This window comes from Natrinema sp. H-ect4, assembly GCF_041894845.1.
Taxonomy (GTDB): domain Archaea; phylum Halobacteriota; class Halobacteria; order Halobacteriales; family Natrialbaceae; genus Natrinema.
The window spans coordinates 89,991-105,630 of the sequence record NZ_JBHDYC010000015.1 but is presented as its reverse complement, the minus strand read 5'-3'; the positions used below and the strand labels follow the sequence as shown (position 1 = coordinate 105,630).

General features: G+C 61.9%; 13 protein-coding genes. 10 read left to right on the top strand and 3 right to left on the bottom strand.

Translation table 11 applies throughout. The features are described from left to right. Positions 1 to 436: 436 nt before the first annotated feature. The gene (locus ACEWFR_RS18140) at positions 437 to 730 is read right to left on the bottom strand and encodes an ArsR family transcriptional regulator (RefSeq protein ID WP_374062376.1); all 294 of its coding nucleotides are present in this window, start codon (positions 728 to 730) and stop codon (positions 437 to 439) included. 336 nt (positions 731 to 1,066) lie between these two features. Here ACEWFR_RS18140 and ACEWFR_RS18135 point away from each other — a divergent pair, with 336 nt between their 5' ends. The 9 genes from ACEWFR_RS18135 (at position 1,067) to ACEWFR_RS18095 (ending at position 10,870) form a co-directional block, all read left to right on the top strand. Beyond that, positions 1,067 to 1,573 carry a PadR family transcriptional regulator gene (locus ACEWFR_RS18135; protein WP_374062375.1) on the top strand — a complete coding sequence of 169 codons (507 nt, stop codon included), beginning with the start codon at positions 1,067 to 1,069 and terminating at the stop codon, positions 1,571 to 1,573. A 327-nt stretch (positions 1,574 to 1,900) separates the two neighbouring features. Then, positions 1,901 to 2,662, top strand: a complete 762-nt coding sequence (locus ACEWFR_RS18130) for an ABC transporter ATP-binding protein (RefSeq protein WP_098725798.1) — start codon at positions 1,901 to 1,903, stop codon at positions 2,660 to 2,662. Further along, on the top strand, positions 2,652 to 3,938 hold the full coding sequence (locus ACEWFR_RS18125; protein ID WP_374062374.1) for an ABC transporter permease: 1,287 nt from the start codon (positions 2,652 to 2,654) through the stop codon (positions 3,936 to 3,938). The genes ACEWFR_RS18130 and ACEWFR_RS18125 overlap by 11 nt, the downstream gene beginning before the upstream one ends. Next, positions 3,935 to 5,167, top strand: a complete 1,233-nt coding sequence (locus ACEWFR_RS18120; protein ID WP_374062373.1) for an ABC transporter permease — start codon at positions 3,935 to 3,937, stop codon at positions 5,165 to 5,167. The genes ACEWFR_RS18125 and ACEWFR_RS18120 overlap by 4 nt, the downstream gene beginning before the upstream one ends. Positions 5,168 to 5,355: 188 nt before the next feature. Further along, positions 5,356 to 5,550, top strand: a complete 195-nt coding sequence (locus tag ACEWFR_RS18115; protein WP_374062372.1) for a hypothetical protein — start codon at positions 5,356 to 5,358, stop codon at positions 5,548 to 5,550. Between the two features lie 293 nt (positions 5,551 to 5,843). After that, positions 5,844 to 8,735, top strand: coding sequence for a DEAD/DEAH box helicase (locus tag ACEWFR_RS18110; RefSeq protein ID WP_374062371.1), 2,892 nt, complete (start codon positions 5,844 to 5,846; stop codon positions 8,733 to 8,735). A gap of 265 nt (positions 8,736 to 9,000) precedes the next feature. Beyond that, a complete protein-coding gene (locus ACEWFR_RS18105; protein WP_374062370.1) occupies positions 9,001 to 9,768 on the top strand; it encodes a protein sorting system archaetidylserine decarboxylase in 768 nt (255 codons plus the stop codon). 41 nt (positions 9,769 to 9,809) lie between these two features. Further along, on the top strand, positions 9,810 to 10,175 hold the full coding sequence (locus ACEWFR_RS18100; RefSeq protein ID WP_374062369.1) for a hypothetical protein: 366 nt from the start codon (positions 9,810 to 9,812) through the stop codon (positions 10,173 to 10,175). Next, a complete protein-coding gene (locus tag ACEWFR_RS18095; RefSeq protein ID WP_374062368.1) occupies positions 10,172 to 10,870 on the top strand; it encodes a MinD/ParA family protein in 699 nt (232 codons plus the stop codon). The genes ACEWFR_RS18100 and ACEWFR_RS18095 overlap by 4 nt, the downstream gene beginning before the upstream one ends. 52 nt (positions 10,871 to 10,922) lie before the next feature. Here the strand turns inward: ACEWFR_RS18095 and ACEWFR_RS18090 are convergent, their stop codons facing one another. After that, positions 10,923 to 12,206, bottom strand: coding sequence for a P-loop NTPase (locus ACEWFR_RS18090; RefSeq protein ID WP_374062367.1), 1,284 nt, complete (start codon positions 12,204 to 12,206; stop codon positions 10,923 to 10,925). A gap of 360 nt (positions 12,207 to 12,566) precedes the next feature. Here ACEWFR_RS18090 and ACEWFR_RS18085 point away from each other — a divergent pair, with 360 nt between their 5' ends. Then, the gene (locus tag ACEWFR_RS18085) at positions 12,567 to 13,628 is read left to right on the top strand and encodes a PQQ-binding-like beta-propeller repeat protein (protein WP_374062366.1); all 1,062 of its coding nucleotides are present in this window, start codon (positions 12,567 to 12,569) and stop codon (positions 13,626 to 13,628) included. A 20-nt stretch (positions 13,629 to 13,648) separates the two neighbouring features. Here ACEWFR_RS18085 and ACEWFR_RS18080 read toward each other — a convergent pair whose 3' ends face one another. Next, positions 13,649 to 15,568 (bottom strand): hypothetical protein, encoded by a 1,920-nt coding sequence (locus ACEWFR_RS18080; RefSeq protein ID WP_374062365.1) that lies wholly within the window; start codon positions 15,566 to 15,568, stop codon positions 13,649 to 13,651. Positions 15,569 to 15,640: the final 72 nt, after the last annotated feature.

The following is a 15,640-nucleotide window of genomic DNA, read 5'->3' as shown; positions in this document are numbered from 1 at the left end:
CTCGGAAAGGAATTCTTCTTTCGTGATTTGCGTATCTGGATCATCTCGGATAGGAAGGCCGTATCCCAATTCGCGGTTCAGAACAGAAAACTCATCAGATTCTATCGGTTACTCTGTTGGCGGTGCATCTAGTGTACTGAGCGATGTGTATAGAGCAGGCTACGTGAAGCGAAGAGAAGTTGAGAACAAAGAGAACATAGATTGCGGATATCAATTGAAGTCAAACGTCAGTGTCCGATAAGTGAGACAGAGTCGGACGAAATCCTCATTGGCTACTCCTCAAGTAGCACCGAAAATACTAGATTTCAGCTGTCATTGTCCGAGACGCACCCGATCCGGACACTGTGAATCTAAACGAGAAGGAGATCACGACGGACAATATGAGTCAATTACAGATAGCTACGACCCTGGCATTAGTTCCTGTCGTGGTCGAATCCTATTCTCCGTTCTCGGTTGTCTCGTCGACAGAGGATTCCGTTGCATCCTCGCTCGTATCGAGTTCGCCGTCGAGATACGCTTCGCCGCGCTCCGTAATTACATAGACGCCGTTTCCGAGGTGTGTGAGCAAATCGTGCTCTGCCAGCGTCCGAAGACGCCGAGAGATGTGGGATTTTGAAACCCGCACGTAGCCGCTCTCCTCGAGTTTCTTCGGCGAACCGGAGTCCTCGTTTCTAATGTACTCGAGTATACGGTCGTCCCAGATCGTCATCCATGACCCAGATTTTCGCATTCCTGTCTCCCTTACACCGTTTGCTCCCCTATTTGCCTCGTATAGTGTCTTTTAGACACAAGAATGCATTTATGCAATATCAGGGCATTAGTGGCCAGTGTGGAGCGACCGACTTGGCGAGGATGACTCTCGTCAGTTAGTGAGACCGAACGGCGTTGCAGCGCCGTCCGGCAGAAGCTCCGTGATCCAGAATGAATCTCGAGCGTTCCGTGGGACAAAAAACCCACACACGGCAGGAGGTATCGCCAGCACAAAGATTTGGGGTTCCCGCTCGCTGTAACACTCGAGCCCCAACCCCCACTAGCACCACCTCAACAGCGCAGGAGGTGATCCCAATTGCTCCCTGACCCGCGACCGCCGACGTGGATCGAACTCACCGCCTTCCAGCGCGACTGTCTCGAGGCCGTCGCCCGCCGCGAGCGGACCGGACGGCCCTGCGACGAGCGCGGTATTATCCACGCCCTCGAGCGCCGATATCCCAGCGTCACCCGAACCAGACTCGAGCCGAACCTGCGGACCCTCGTCGGGCGCGGCCTCCTCGCGAAACGCGCGGGAGCCGACGACCGGCCGACCTACGCCCTGACCGACGAGGGGCGCGCCCTCCTTATCCAGCGCGCCGAGCGCTTCGCGGTCACCTGCGGGATCGGCGCGATCGATCGCGACGCCGGGGCCGGAGCCACCTCGAGCGGGCTCCGGAGACGAACTCTCGAGACTCGAGACGAGAAGCCGAAACGGTGTCCCGACTGCGGCGCAACGGTGCCCGAACGCGATCCGCTGGTCGGCTGGTGGTGCTGTGACGACTGCGGGATCCTCCTCGACGACGACGGCGAGCGGCTGACGTGACGATCGACTGCTGTCGCCCGACGCATTCGAACTCCGGCCGCCATCCGGGCGGTCGAACCCATCTCGGAAGCTGACTACCACGGACACCAACCTGTACGCCCTCGTTTCAGCGCCGGTCCGGCGGACAGTGCGTCCCTACTGCGGCGGAACGTTCTCGAGGAGACGACCGTCACACAACGCGATGGAGCGGCGCTGACGCTCGCATCTCGGAGTGGCTACCCGACCGTTGCCGTGACCGGGAACGGGGTTAACGGGTGTCTTTCAGGGGTAGCCGGGTCGAAACAATGTGTCGGTGCGCCGTCTGCTGGCAGTGAGACCCCTGTGAGGATGTTCAACCGATCAGTTCAGGATTCGCGATCGCCGGCGAGGGACCGAACGGACGAGCGCGAATCGACGACGGCCGTTCGCCTCGAGGGAGTTACCCACCGCTACGGCTCGAGCGGGGGCCGGTTCCGATCGGGTGACGAGCGCACGGTGACCGCGCTCCGCGACGTCTCCTTCGACGTCCCGACGGGGACCATCGTCGGACTCGAGGGCCCCAGCGGCAGCGGAAAGTCGACGATCCTGCACGCGGTCGCGGGGCTGCTGGTGCCGACGGAGGGCAGCGTGGAACTGCGCGACACCGACCTCGCGGCGCTGTCCGACGGGGAGCGAACCCGGATGCGGCGACACCACATCGGGATCGTGTTCCAGCGGTTCCACCTCCTGCCGTCGCTATCCGCCCGCGCGAACGTCGCATTGCCGCTCGTGCAGGCGGGCGTTCCCCGATCCGATCGGCGGGAGCGCGCGACCGACCTGCTCGAGGCGGTCGGCCTGGGCGACCGCACCACGCACCTGCCCGGCGAACTCAGCGGCGGCGAGCGACAGCGGGTCGCGATCGCGCGGGCGCTCTCGACGGATCCGGACGTGATCGTCGCCGACGAGCCGACGGGCGAACTCGACACGGCGACCGGCGGCGACGTCCTCGAGCTCCTGACCGATATCGGGCGTGACCGGGCGGTGCTGGTGGCCTCGCACGACGCGGCCACGCTGTCCGTTGCGGACCGCGTCATCACGCTTCGCGACGGGCGGGTGGACGATGTCCGATGAGACCGACGAGTTACCCGAGGGCGTCGAGACGCGGCGACGAACGCGGTGGTCGGGCCTCGTCGGAGTGACGCTCGCGAGGTGGCGCCAGCGGGCGACGGGAACGACGGCGGGCCGGATCGCGTCGACCGTCGGCGCCGTCGCACTGACGATCGCGTTCCTGCTCGTCGTGACGGGCATCGCGCTGGCGCTGGCCGACGGCGGCGCGACGAGCAGGGACGACGCGGACGTCCGTATTACGCCGACCGAGGGGAGCACGCTCTCGTCCGTCGACGGGGTCGAAGGCCCCCGACTCGGAGCGACGAACGAACGGGCCGGGACGATCCGCTCGCACGACGGCGTCGAGCACGCGTCGCCGGTACTCGTCGAGACGGCGCGACTCGAGTCGACCGACGGCGACCCGCGGACCGTCCGTCTCGTCGGCGTCGTTCCCGACGGCGAATCGCGGACCGTCGCGGGACTGCCGATGGACCGCCTCGAGCCGGGCGATTCCCACTACGCAAACGGATCGTACGACGGCCCGCGAAACGGTGAGATCGTGCTCTCTCACACCGCTGCCGACCGACTCGGCGCGTCCGACGGCGATGAGTTGGCCGTCTCGAGGGGACCGATGCAGTCGAACGAGACGGCAGTAACGGTGACGGTAGCGGCTGTCGGGGACGCTGGCGGCGAGGGCGGCGAGGGCGGTGCTCCGATCGCGCTCGTGCACGCGAGCGAACTCCAGTCGCTTTCCGGGGCCGCGGACGGCCAACTCGCCGATCGGGTGTTAGTCTGGGGCGAGACCGACGCCGCGCAGTCGGCCGCCACTGACGCGTATCCTGACGCGTCGGTCGAGGTCGCCGGACGTTCTGATCCCACCGCGTTATTCGAGGACGGCCTGGCGTTCGCGACCAGCGTGATCGCGCTGATCGTCGGCGTGACGATCTGTGCGTCGTTCGTCGCGACGACCATGGGCATGACCGTCGACGAGGACCGGCGGACGCTGGCCGTCCTCGAGTCGATCGGCGTCCCCACCCGCGGCCGACTCGCCGTCGTCGCGATCTCGACGGGGATCACCACGTTCGTCGGCTCGCTCGTGGGAATCGCCCTCGGCGCGGGGGGGATCATAGGCGTCAACGCGATCGCCAGCGCGACCATCGCGCCGGGGGCAGTCGCACAGTTTCATCCGTTGTTCGTCCCGTACGCAATCGCCGTTGCCCTTCTGTCGGGCCTCGTCGCCGTCCCCTATCCCCTCGCGGTGGCTGCGCGAACGTCCGTCCTCTCGGAGGTGGGACGATGAGCGTCGGCGGAGCAATCGTTCGAACGCGAGCCGTCATCGGACTCGCGCTCGCCCAGCTTCGGCGCTCGCCCGGTCGAACCGTCCTCACCGTGCTCGCGGTCACCCTGGCCGTCCTCTCGGTGACCGTTCTCGCGAGCCTCGGCGTGGGCGTCGTCGAGAAGGGAGAGCAGGGACTGGACAGCGCCGATCGGGACATCTGGATCTCTCGCTCCCCGGTCGATCCGGGGGCCAGCGGGACGGAGAACCCGATTTCCGGCGCTCACGGCACGGCAGCCGAGCTCACCGCGCGGGACGATATCGCCTCGGCCTCGCCGATCGCGATGTACGACGTCTACCTCGGAACGGACCCGTCGAACCTCCAGCGCAGACCCGCGGTCGGCGTCCAGGAGACCCACGACGGCTTCGACTTCGAGGCGGGCCAGGGGTTCGAGGTGGACAGGGAGACCGCCGCGAGTCCCCCGCCCGACGAGCCCCAGCGCGACGAGATAATCCTCGATCCACGGGTCGCCGACGAACTGGGCGTCTCGGTCGGCGACACGATCTACGTCGGGACCAGCCGACACACGGCGGAGACGAACGAGCTCACCGTTATCGGGATCTCGGGCTACTACTCGCAGTATCTCGGCTCGCCGGCGGTGACGGTCCCGCTGGGCGACCTGCAGGCCATCGCCGGCACATCGGGGACCGATCGGGCAACGTACCTCACCGCCGACGTGGCGGACGGCGCCGACCGCGACGCCGTCGCGGCCGACCTCGGCGAGGCGTATCCCGAGTACGACGTTCGGACCAGCGACAACCAGGTACAGTCGATGCTCGAGGAGCGCACGATGGTGCTCGCGAGCGGCGCGACGCTGGTCGGGCTCGCCGTCCTCGGCGGGATCGTCCTGACGGCCAACCTGTTCGCGCTCGTGGCCCACCAGCAGCGCGAGGAGCTGGCGGCGCTTCGCGCGATCGGCCTCTCTCGCCGGCTGCTCGCCGGCACGATCGGCACGCAGGGACTCGTCATCGGCCTGGTCGGCGGCCTGCTCGCCGTCGCGGTGACGCCGCTGGCCGTGCTCGGGTTGAACCGGTTCTCGGCGTCGGTGCTCGGCTTCGAGGGACTCCTCCGGACGCCACCCGAGATCTACGCCGGCGGGTTCGCGCTCGCGCTCGGTGCCGGAACGATCGTCGCGATCGTCGCCGGCTGGCGCGCCGGCCGCTACGCTCGTATCGAGCATCTCCAGGCCTGATACGGTCTGGTGTGACGATGTCCCGGAGCAACCGGTGACGGTTCGCGGTTGCTCCGGAACGGACTGACAACAGTCCGTATGAGCGCCTCGAGACCTGAACCCGAACCAGCGGTACCGACCGAGTCCCGTCGACGCTGCCGGCTTTCGCACGCCGAACCCACTTGCCGGCCGGTCCCGTACGTCTCGTGATGCGACTACGAACACCTGCTCGAGATCGATCGCCCTCGCCGGCGCGCGGATCCGAATCGACGGCTGACCACTCGCCGACGGCCGGCCTCGTCAAACACCTTCTCACCGCCGTCGGGATCCTCGCGTTCGCGTACGCCGTATCGCGGCTTCTGGACTCGAGGGAGTCGATCTCCACGGTCGACGAGGTTCGATGACGAGCCGCGGAGACCGTCCCGGACGAGGTCCGGAGCCGAACCGTCGACGCCGTCCCCGACGACCGGACCGAGCCGAAAGCGAAACGATAGTGTGAGGATAGCGAAACGGAAGCGGAACGAAAGTGAGGCGAAAGCGGAACGATAGTGTGAGGATAGCGAAACGGAAGCGGAACGAAAGTGAGGCGAAAGCGGAACGATAGCGTGAGGATAGCGAAGAGAAACCCACGGCGTCGATCGGGAGTAACTGACCGGAAACGTGGTCCTTATCCGCCGTTCGTCCCTAGCGCGTTTCGATGACTGACGGGGATGTCGCGGCGTTTACGCACCTCGGGGCGACGGTTCGGGGAGCGCTCTCCGAACGCGGCTTCTCGCAACCGACGGCGCCACAGCGACTGGCGATTCCGCCGCTGTCGGCCGGCGAGAACACGCTCGTGATCGCGCCCACCGGAAGCGGCAAGACCGAGACGGCGATGTTGCCCGTCTTCGACCACCTCGTGGCAGGCGACGGTGAGCCGAGCACACCGAGGCGATCCTCGTCGGAGAGTCCCGCCGACGGCGGTCCACCGGAGGGGTTCGGCGTACTCTATATTACCCCGCTACGGGCGCTCAACCGCGACATGCGCGAGCGACTCGAGTGGTGGGGCGACTACCTCGACCTCGAGGTCGACGTTCGCCACGGCGACACGACCCAGTACCAGCGCGGGAAACAGGCCGAGGACCCCCCGGACGTACTGATCACGACGCCCGAAACCGTGCAAGCGATGCTCACCGGCAAGCGGCTGCGGGAGGCGCTCGCGGACGTCTCTCACGTCGTGATCGACGAAGTGCACGAACTCGCCGCCTCGAAGCGGGGCGCGCAGTTGGCGATCGGTCTCGAGCGACTCCGGGACCTCGCCGGCCCGTTCCAGCGGATCGGGCTTTCGGCGACCGTCGGCGATCCGGGCGAGGTGGGGCAGTTCCTCACGGGCGGCCGCCCTTGCGAGATTCGCGAGATCGACGTCGGGAGCAACGTCGACGTGACGGTCCGCGAGCCCGCGGTGACCGAGGAAGACGAACGGCTGGCCGGCGAACTCATGACCGAGGCCGACACGGCCAGTCACGTCCGGCTGATCCGTGACCTGGTCGAGGATCACGAATCGACGCTCATTTTCGTCAACACGCGCCAGACCGCCGAAGCGCTGGGCTCGCGGTTCAAGGAACTCGACCTCCCGATCGGCGTCCACCACGGCTCGCTCTCGAAGGAGGCCCGGATCGACGTCGAGGACCGGTTCAAGGCCGGCGGGATCGACGGCCTCCTCTGTACGTCCTCGATGGAACTCGGGATCGACGTGGGGCAGGTCGATCACGTGATCCAGTACAAGAGTCCCCGACAGGTCACCCGCCTCCTCCAGCGGATCGGTCGCGCGGGCCACCGACAGGACGAGGTCTCGAGTGGCACGATCGTCACGACGCGGCCCGACGACACGTTCGAGGCGCTTTCAATCGCTCGCCGGGCCCGCGACGGCGAGGTCGAGCCGGCGGCGATCCACGAGGGGAGCCTGGACGTGGTCGCAAATCAGCTGCCGGCGATCATCCAGAGCCGCGGCGACACGTACGTCGACGACGCCGTCGAGACGGTCACGCGGTCGTACCCCTTCCGGACCGTCCCAGCGGAGACGATCCGCGAGATCATTTCCGAACTCCACCGGAATCGAATTCTCTGGTTCGACGAGGCCGAGGATCGCATCGAGACCACCGGCGGCACCTGGCAGTACGTCTACGCCAATCTCTCGATGATCCCGGACGAGGAGACCTACGAGGTCCACGACATCGCCTCTGGGAGCCAGATCGGGACCTTAGACGAGCGCTTCGTCGTCAACTTCGCCCAGCCGGGGGAGGTGTTCATCCAGCGCGGCGAGATGTGGCGGATCGCCGAGATCGACGACGAGGAGGCCCGAGTCAAGGTCAGTCCCATCGAGGATCCCGCGGGCGAGGTCCCCTCGTGGATCGGCCAGGAAATTCCCGTCCCCGCCGCAGTCGCGGGCGAGGTCGGCGAAATTCGCGCAGTCGCGGAACCACAACTCGAAAGCGGTGCCGACGCCGCCGCGGTCGGCCGCGAACTCGCTCACCGCTATCCCGCCGACGAGTACACCCTGACCGAGGCCTGCGCGCAACTCGAGGCCCAGATCGACGCCGACGCGCCGATGCCGACGGCGGATCGACTGGTCCTCGAGCGACAGGGTCGAACGATCGTGCTCAACGCCCCCTTCGGCCACATGGCAAACGAGACGCTCGGTCGGATCCTCTCTGCGCTGTTGGGACAGCGCGCGGGGTCCTCGGTCGGCCTCGAGACCGATCCCTACCGGATCGAACTCGAGGTACCGAACTCGATCGCGACGAGCGACGTGCTCGCGGTGCTCGAGGAGACCGATCCCGACCACGTCGAGGCGATCGTCGAACTCGGGCTCAAGCGCTCCGACGCGCTGGCCTTTCGGCTCGCGCAGGTCTCCGCGAAGTTCGGCGCGCTCAAGCGCTGGCAGAATCAAGGGTCGGGTCGCATCTCGAACGACCGCTTGCTTGCCGCGCTCGAGGAGACGCCGATGTACGAGGAGGCGATTCGAGAGGTGTTCCACGAGGACCTCGATATCGAACGCGCGAGTTCGGTGCTCGAGCGGGTCCAGTCGGGGGATCTCGAGCTGGTGACTCACCGCGGGCGCACGCCGGTCGGACTGGGCGGTCGTTCGTCGGGCGGCAAGGAACTCCTCGCACCCGAAAACGCCGACGCGAGCGTCATCAAGACGGTCAAGGAGCGGATTCAGGACGATCGGGTCATCCTGCTGTGTACCCACTGCACCGAGTGGAAGGTGAAAACGAAAGTCAAGCGAGTGCCCGACCAACCCGAGTGTCCCGAGTGCGGGTCGACGCGGATCGCCTCCCTGAACCCATGGGCTGACGAAGTCGTGCAGGCGGTCCGATCGCAAGAAAAAGACGACGAGCAACGAGAGATGACCGAACGCGCGTTCCGGGCCGCAGGCCTCGTCCAGAGCCACGGCAAACAGGCCGTCATCGCGATGGCCGCACGCGGCGTCGGACCGCACAACGCCGCCCAGATCATCAACAAACTTCGCGAGGACGAGGCCGAGTTCTATCGGGACATTCTCTCGAAGGAGCGCGAATACGCCCGGACGCAGGCGTTCTGGGACTAACGGGAGATTGACTGGAGATCTGGAACCGCTGTCGGCGCATCGTCGAGCGCCAGGGCGTCCGGCCGAACAGCGTGAAGCCGGGCTCGACAGACGAGCGACGTGAGTCTGTCGGCGGCCACAGCTGGGTCGACGCCGAACCCGGCGAAGGCTCGACGGTCACCGTCACGATTCCCGTCGACGGATCGCGGTAGCGACTCGAGGGAGGGCCGCCGTTCCGACCCGTCGATCCGTAACGGCCATACGCCTCGCTCACGTCATTTCGCCCATGAAATTCGCGCCGGGGGCCTGGAAGTACGCCATCGTTCCGCTGCTCGCCGCCCCGTTTGCTCTTCTCATTAGCGTGACGGCGAGCCTCGTCGCGCTCGCGGCCGGTGCCGGGACCCTCGCGTTCTTTCGCGATCCCGAGCGCTCCCCGCCGCCGACGGGCGTCGTCTCGCCGGCCGACGGAAACGTCTCCGTTCTCCGCGAGGAAGGCGATCGAGTTCGGCTGGGCGTCTTTATGAACGTCTGGCACGTCCACGTCGTCCGTTCTCCCTTCGCGGGCCGGGTCACTGACGTCGAACACGTCTCCGGTGCGAACCGCCCGGCCTTCTCGAAGGAGTCCGACCGAAACGAGCGCGTCCACGTCCGCCTCGAGACCGACTCCCCGAACCTGCCGTCCGACGCAGGCACCGACGGGGCTGCAGCGATCGCGGACGACGGCGGGGAGCCCATCGGAGACGAACCCGAAGAGTCAGCCGGCGACGACCCGAACGCACACCCCGACGAACCGGACCACGACGCCGACGTTACGCTCATCGCCGGCGCGTTCGCCCGCCGCATCCACCCCTACGCCGAGCGCGGCGACGACCTCGAGCGGGGCGAACGGATCGGTCACATCGCCTTCGGCAGCCGCGTCGACCTGCTTTTTCCGCCGACGGTCGACCTCGAGGACGTCGCCGTCGATATCGGGGACTCGATGACCGCCGGCGAGAGCGTCGTGCTCGAGTCGTCGGCCGGCACCCTGGCTGGCGAGTTCGACCTCGAGACCTGATTCGGCGATCCTTTATACGATATCGAGCGGCCAACACGACCGTGATCGAACTCGACTGGGTAATCGACCGGATCGAGGGAGTGACGCTGGTTTCCGCGACCGTCGTGACCACCGCGACGACGCCACAACGGGTTCGTATCGAGAGCCGACTCGACGGCCCCCTCTGGCATCCAGGTCGCGGACCGCATCCAGACCCCGAGTGGACCGACGCAGGCTGGGACGGGATCGTGGAACCGAACCAGCACCGCGGTATCGGCTTCGCGAGTCCCGCAGCGCCCGCTGAGCCACCGCTCGAAGTAGTTGCCGCTCGGCGGGCCTCGACCGATCGGTCGGCGAGCGAGGCCGAGGCGCTCGCGTCACTGACCGAGTGGAAACCGACGCCCGACGTTCTCGAACGGCAGCGATGATCGTCGCCGTCAGCGGCGGCAAAGGCGGCGTCGGTAAATCGACGATCGCGTTGAACCTCGGTCGCGAACTGGACGCGGTCGTCGTCGACGGCGACCTCACGACCGCCGACCTCCCGCGCGGTCACGGCCCGAACCTCCACGATGTGCTCGCCGGTCGCGCCGACCCACTCGAGGCGATCGACCGCCGCGATGCGGTGCGCGTCCTTCCGTGCGGGCGAACCCTCGCCGGCGCTCGCGCTGCGGACCTGACCGCGTTCGCGCGAGTGATCGACCGGATCGAACGCGCATTCGGTCGCGTCCTCGTCGACTGTCCCGCCGGGCTGGCGCGTGACGTGGGCCGACAACTCGCAAGCGCCCAGCTGACCGTCCTCGTGACGACGCCGACCGAGCCGGCCCTGACCGATGCGCTCCGGACGAAGCGGCTCGCCCTCGCTCTCGAGACGCCGGTCGCAGCCGTCGTCCTCAACAGGGCCGACACTGCGGCCATCGATCGGATCGGTGACCACGTCGAGCGGTACTTCGGCGCGCCGGCGATCGGGCTCGAGGAACTGCCGGCGGTCGCCGACGCGCAGGCCCACCGGCGTCCCGTTCGCGACGTCCATCCCGACTGTTCGGCCGTCGACGCCGTTCGGACGGTCGCCCGGCGGATCGAACGCTGCGAGAAACGGCTGACCGATCGAATCGGTGTCCACTGATCGGTACGATACCGGAGATCAGGTATGAGTCGGCTACGTCTCAGAGAGCGAGTCAGAACGCGTCACTAGTCGGGGCAACCGTCTCCTCTCCGAACTCGAGTTCGATCGCCTCCGTGGTCGCCCCGTCGGCTCTATACTTCGGAACCGACAGATAGTGTTCGACGTTCGCTCCTGTCTCGGGCGTGACCGCCGTTATCTCGAAAACCGCATCGGCTGCGTGCGTCGTCACTGTTCGATTCGACGGAATCGTATGACCCTTTAGACAGTGTAACAGGCCGATGCTCCCGGTTTCGACCAGTTGCTCTTTGAGGTCGTCGAGAAACGAGACGTACTCGTCACGACCGTCCCGCTCGAGTGCGTTCACGGGATCGACGATCAGCGTGGACGACGCCGGGAGTTTATCGGCCATCGATCTCGCCTCAGCGAGCCCGTTCTCAGCACTGAGACGGCGGACTGTCGGATTTCCAGTCGCCGTCGGAACGGACTCGAGCGCTCGCTGAACGTTGTCCGACGACCGTTCAGTCGACAGATAGAGCGTGCCGCGGACGGCAGTCGCCTCGGAGAGAAACCGTTCGGAGCGACTGGCCGGGGCCGCCACGACCGCAACCATGGATCCCGGTTCCAGCCCGCCACCGAGCGCCCGATCGAGTGGATCGTACCCGGTCCGCAGCAGATCGTCGTCGTACGGTGGAGCCGATCCATCCATCGCGGTTCTCGTCGCTATCGTCGCCGCAATCTCGTCGTAGGCCGCTCGAGTCGCCTCGTCCGTCAGCGGTGCCGTTCCGTCGGGCACCCGGCCCAGAACCGGCACGTCGGTCCACGACCTGACCGTCTTCGGGACGCTCTCGCATCTGTTTACCACCGTTCCGACAATCGGCACCTCGAGTCGGCGGGCCATCTCGATCGTCGTTTCCGCAGCGGAGATGCTGCGCTCGCTATCAGTCGTGACGACGATCACTCCCTTGGCCGCCGAGAGCGGTTCGACGACATCGATCCCCGCCCCCGACGGACAGTCCACGAACGTTCGGATGGTGTCGGACTCGAGCCGGTCGAGCGCCACCTCGAAGTTCACCTCGTTCGACGATTTGGGGGCCGACAACAGCCCAACGTTCGACGTTCGGGGACTCCGTTGGACGACCGATTCGACGTCGGCGTCAGACTCGAGTGCGGCGAGCGTCGGCGTCCGATCAACGCCGCCCACAACGTGCAAGTTCGGCAGTTGGCAATCGGCGTCGACCGCGATCGATGTCGTTCCACGTCTCCCGACGGCCTCCGCAAGTCCGATCGTCGTTACCGTCTTTCCACAGCCACCCTTCGCGCCGGCGATAGCGATCATACTGAGGGTGGTGCGTCATCCTTTTTGAACCTCCGTCCCGGTCCTGAAAGTCGGTCTCTCTGTTTGTCGGGATGACTGTCGCTCGAGGGGCGAATCCGATGATGGTCAACTACTACTCCGCGATTGATCCGATTCGATACCGGTGTTTCTGATCGAGACAGTATCCTAAGAATTATACTTTGCTGAAGTAAAGTAACCGTACATAACATGGGTCGGAAATCGATTCGGACGCGCCGGAACTGGTTGGCGAGTTGTGCGAGCGTTACTGCGGGGCTTGCAACGCTGGCTGGGTGTACGAATAGTGACGAGACGAGTGACGAACCTGAAAACAGCGAGGAACTCTCACCTACCAGATGGCCGATGTACGGCGTCGACCCACAGAATACTGGCCATCATCCGACGGCGACTGGACCGAGTGGTGAAGAGGTAGAACTGCGGACCGTCTTTGAATCGGAAGGAGTGATTAGTAACAGTCCGGCAATCGTTGACGGGACGTTGTACGTCGCTGCAGACAACCATCTCCACGCAGTCGACCTTGCGACTGAGGAGCTTGAATGGAAGAAACAAGTGAATGCATCTCCTAGTGCTCATCCTGCTGTTTCTGATAAAGCGGTGTACGCCGGAACGAAAGACGGGATTGTCGCAGTAGAGCGTGGGGGCGATTCGGTGATCTGGCGGAATGATGTAGGAATCAGTAGCGTAAACCCTGTGATCGCTGACAATGCAGTAGTCGGTACGCAGAATCTGATTCTCCATCGCTTTGATCCGGAATCTGGTGACGAAAAACCCCTGCATAATATGCGAAATTATCAGGGCGGAGGACCGCATACAAATGTTCCTGCCGTTGCTGGTGGAACTGTGTATTTTGCGGGTGAAAATACCCTATATGCGGTAGATCTCGAGACTGGCGAGGTCGAGTGGGAATTCGAAAATCCAGCAGGAGAACCATTAGGTGAGAGTAATCCAGCAGTCAAAGACGGGACGGTTTATGTTGGTGGCGAAGACCAACGCCTGTATGCGATCGATACTCAGAATGGATCTGAAGAGTGGTCAATAGAAATTAATGCAAGCGTAGAATGTAGTCCATCAATAGCAGATGGGACGATCTATTTCGGTGGAGCTGGTGCGGGTGCTCAGAAGTTTTTTGCTATTGATCGAGATTCTCAAGATCATGTTTGGGGACCGAAGGACCTTCGATACAGTGTACGCTCAAAGCCAATAGTTGCTAATGGGATTGTCTATGTTTCTAGTTATCATGATCTATTTGCTCTGAATTCAGGAAATGGATCCATCAAGTGGAAGTTTGAAAATCTTGGAGAAGATGAAGGTGAATCAATTAGAGCGTCACCTGCTGTCTCCGATGGCACTCTCTATATTCCAACAGCTGAAGGCAATATATACGCCATAAACTCTATGAATTAGAAATATAGTTAAAATATTGTTTAACTATTAGCTGGGAGATTCCCATTTGAGATACAATTTGTATTAGTAGTATCAGGATTAGGCCCAGTATTGTTCCACCCAACCGTACACTCTTCCTGTGGCGAGTTTGATTTTTTATATCGCCATGTATCTCCAACACCAGGAGATCCTTTAGCTATCAGTTGTGGACTGGGAACAACAATTGGAATTACAAGGGTATTATCGAATGAAATAGATTCAACAGATCCAACAGCAAGTTCGTCTGCCTTGGCCCAAGGTGGTGTATCAATCGCCACGTTCAAATTTTGTCGAACATAGGCCATTTCACCTGTGTTTGTTGGATCTCCACTATTTGAACGTACTTCGAACCGAGCATATTCTCCCTGTACCTCGAGATAATACGCATCGAGTTGCAGATAGAACAGTGACGGCCACGGCATGAGAGGAAAACCTGGGTGTCCGACGCTATTGAGATAGCCAGCACCCATTGGAGTATGTTTCGTTTCATTTATATTAGAAATGCCAAGAGTATTCCCATCTTTCGGCCTAACTGCAGGAATATCGGTCCGATTAACAGTCTCTAACGATAGATACGTTGGTGATGCTTCAACCTGATATTTTACGTCATCCATCAGTGGTGAATTCTTGAGTGATGCTTGTGCATCCTCAGGACGTGTTTCGGGGTCCATCATCTGATCAATGAAGTTCATGGGACCACCGAGGAGATCGTTACTGGTATCGAGAAAGCCACCAAGGAGATCATTAAGTACACCACTACTCTCGCCGAGTGTCTCGTCGTGCCAGCCGCTGATCAGATCAATATTATTGTAAGTGTTCTCGAAGTATCGTTTCCGAACCTCCGATCGGAGAAGGTCAGCTGTGTTTTCATAGGGTACAGAGGTATTTTGATATACTAATTGATATTCTTTCTGACGGATATTTCCTTCGACTCTATCGAGTGGACTCGGCTTTTCAACCATATTCCAGAGATCAGTCTGATGTGGCTCAACAGTTGTTATAATTTCATAATGGGTCTGATTGAGTTTGGATAATACCCACTCGTACAATTCTTTCTCATTCCGAGGCTTGACATGTATATCTGGATCTGAGGAGTATGGAATCGCCCTCTCGAAATCGTTCTCCGTGATTATCGAGTGGCTGGATTGTTCTATTTTACGCTCGAGTTCCTGTTCTTGTGACTGTACAGATGTTGAACTTAGATCGAATGTCTTTCTCACTGCTCTTGTTTCAACATCTTTGAAATTATCTACGACACTGTACCCTTCCTTCCAAGTATCCTCCTCAATAAGCGATTGAATACCACGAGACTCATGATCAACCGCGAGATCATCAGAAACGAAGTTTCCACTGATTTCATAGCTAGCACTATACGTCGCGTTCTCTTCCCAATCCCAGGATATGTATGACGACCTGTTTTCCTCCTCATGTTCCCATTCTGCTTCAACACCGATCGAATTCTTATATGATATACTGACTTCGGCGAGATCTCGATTATCAAACCCGGTATCGCCGTTATCGGATACTGTATGGATTGAGACTTCAGCTTCTGCCGGCGAGATACCAGCATGATAGGTAATATTAACCGGTCCAGACCAGTTGTTGGGATTCTGAGCCCATTCACTCGGAGGAGTTGGATCCGGCAATCCAGTATGTTTATTTGGTCCAATCTCTGCCGTTGTTATATCTGCGCTATACACATCTTCTATAGACTTTGATAATATATCTTGTTGAGGAGCACTACTCAGAAATTCCTCTTCTATATCCCCCATAACACCCCCATTATCATCACGAAGGTTGCCAACTCTGTCAGCGATATCTTGATTGTTTAAACTATCTGAATAATAGCTAATAAGGTAATCTTTGTCAAACCTATTGGTTTTCATGAGCGAGTCATTGAATTCCGATTCCACTTGCTCCATAGTCATTCCACTCGCCATCTGCATATACGCGACATCGGCGAACGGATGCGCTTGAATCTCGACATCAGTCTC

What these genes read in the sequence shown, in the direction of transcription:
- ACEWFR_RS18115 (WP_374062372.1), top strand. Translation starts at nt 5,356, where the DNA reads ATGCGACTACGAACACCTGCTCGAGATCGATCGCCCTCGCCGGCGCGC.
- ACEWFR_RS18090 (WP_374062367.1), bottom strand. Translation starts at nt 12,206, where the DNA reads ATGATCGCTATCGCCGGCGCGAAGGGTGGCTGTGGAAAGACGGTAACG.
- ACEWFR_RS18120 (WP_374062373.1), top strand. Translation starts at nt 3,935, where the DNA reads ATGAGCGTCGGCGGAGCAATCGTTCGAACGCGAGCCGTCATCGGACTC.
- ACEWFR_RS18130 (WP_098725798.1), top strand. Translation starts at nt 1,901, where the DNA reads ATGTTCAACCGATCAGTTCAGGATTCGCGATCGCCGGCGAGGGACCGA.
- ACEWFR_RS18105 (WP_374062370.1), top strand. Translation starts at nt 9,001, where the DNA reads ATGAAATTCGCGCCGGGGGCCTGGAAGTACGCCATCGTTCCGCTGCTC.
- ACEWFR_RS18085 (WP_374062366.1), top strand. Translation starts at nt 12,567, where the DNA reads ATGTACGGCGTCGACCCACAGAATACTGGCCATCATCCGACGGCGACT.
- ACEWFR_RS18110 (WP_374062371.1), top strand. Translation starts at nt 5,844, where the DNA reads ATGACTGACGGGGATGTCGCGGCGTTTACGCACCTCGGGGCGACGGTT.
- ACEWFR_RS18125 (WP_374062374.1), top strand. Translation starts at nt 2,652, where the DNA reads ATGTCCGATGAGACCGACGAGTTACCCGAGGGCGTCGAGACGCGGCGA.
- ACEWFR_RS18080 (WP_374062365.1), bottom strand. Translation starts at nt 15,568, where the DNA reads ATGGAGCAAGTGGAATCGGAATTCAATGACTCGCTCATGAAAACCAAT.
- ACEWFR_RS18140 (WP_374062376.1), bottom strand. Translation starts at nt 730, where the DNA reads ATGCGAAAATCTGGGTCATGGATGACGATCTGGGACGACCGTATACTC.
- ACEWFR_RS18095 (WP_374062368.1), top strand. Translation starts at nt 10,172, where the DNA reads ATGATCGTCGCCGTCAGCGGCGGCAAAGGCGGCGTCGGTAAATCGACG.